This is a genomic window from Helicobacter sp. MIT 14-3879, assembly GCF_003364125.1.
In genome coordinates this window covers 1-599 of the sequence record NZ_NXLP01000185.1, presented here as the reverse complement: position 1 = coordinate 599, position 599 = coordinate 1, and the positions used below count along the sequence as shown (strand labels likewise).

The window sequence follows — 599 nt, the reverse complement described above, 5'->3', positions numbered from 1 at the left end:
ATAGGAATTCCTACTATAAATATTCCTAATGTAACCAAGTAGGTAATCACAGAACGAGAAAATCTTGTCCTATCACAGAGATATTTAACACAAGGCTCAAGCAAAGAAACAGTTGAAGAAATTCCTGCAAAAAGCAAGCCAGTCATAAACAAAACCGAAAAAATACTTCCTAGCATGCCAAATTTACCAAACATAACAGGTAGGGTGATAAAGATAAGCCCCGAACCTTCACTTACATTACTTTGATTGCCATACTCAAACACAAAAGTAAAAATCATAAGTCCAGCCATAAGCGAGATAATAATGCCCGGCACCAATATAAGCAAAGAAGTACTCAAAAGATTCTGTTCTCTGTTGCTATGCGAAGCGTAAGTGAGGATGGTACCCGCGCCAAGTGATAAAGAAAAGAAAACTTGCCCCATGGCATCAATGAGTGTTTTAGAATCTATTTTACTAATATCTGGTTCAAACATAAATGCGAAGCTCTTCTCAAAGCTGGAAAGATTCATAGCATAGCACAATAAGCCAAAAAAGATACAAAATAATAAAGGCATTAATATAAAATTTAATTTCTCAATTCCCTTAATACCATACACAAT

General features: G+C 35.1%; 1 protein-coding gene. It reads right to left on the bottom strand.

Going from position 1 to position 599, the window contains the following annotated elements; all coding sequences use genetic code 11:
• Positions 1-599: sodium-dependent transporter (locus CQA44_RS12265; protein ID WP_181881925.1), on the bottom strand; the 599-nt coding region annotated here is incomplete at both ends.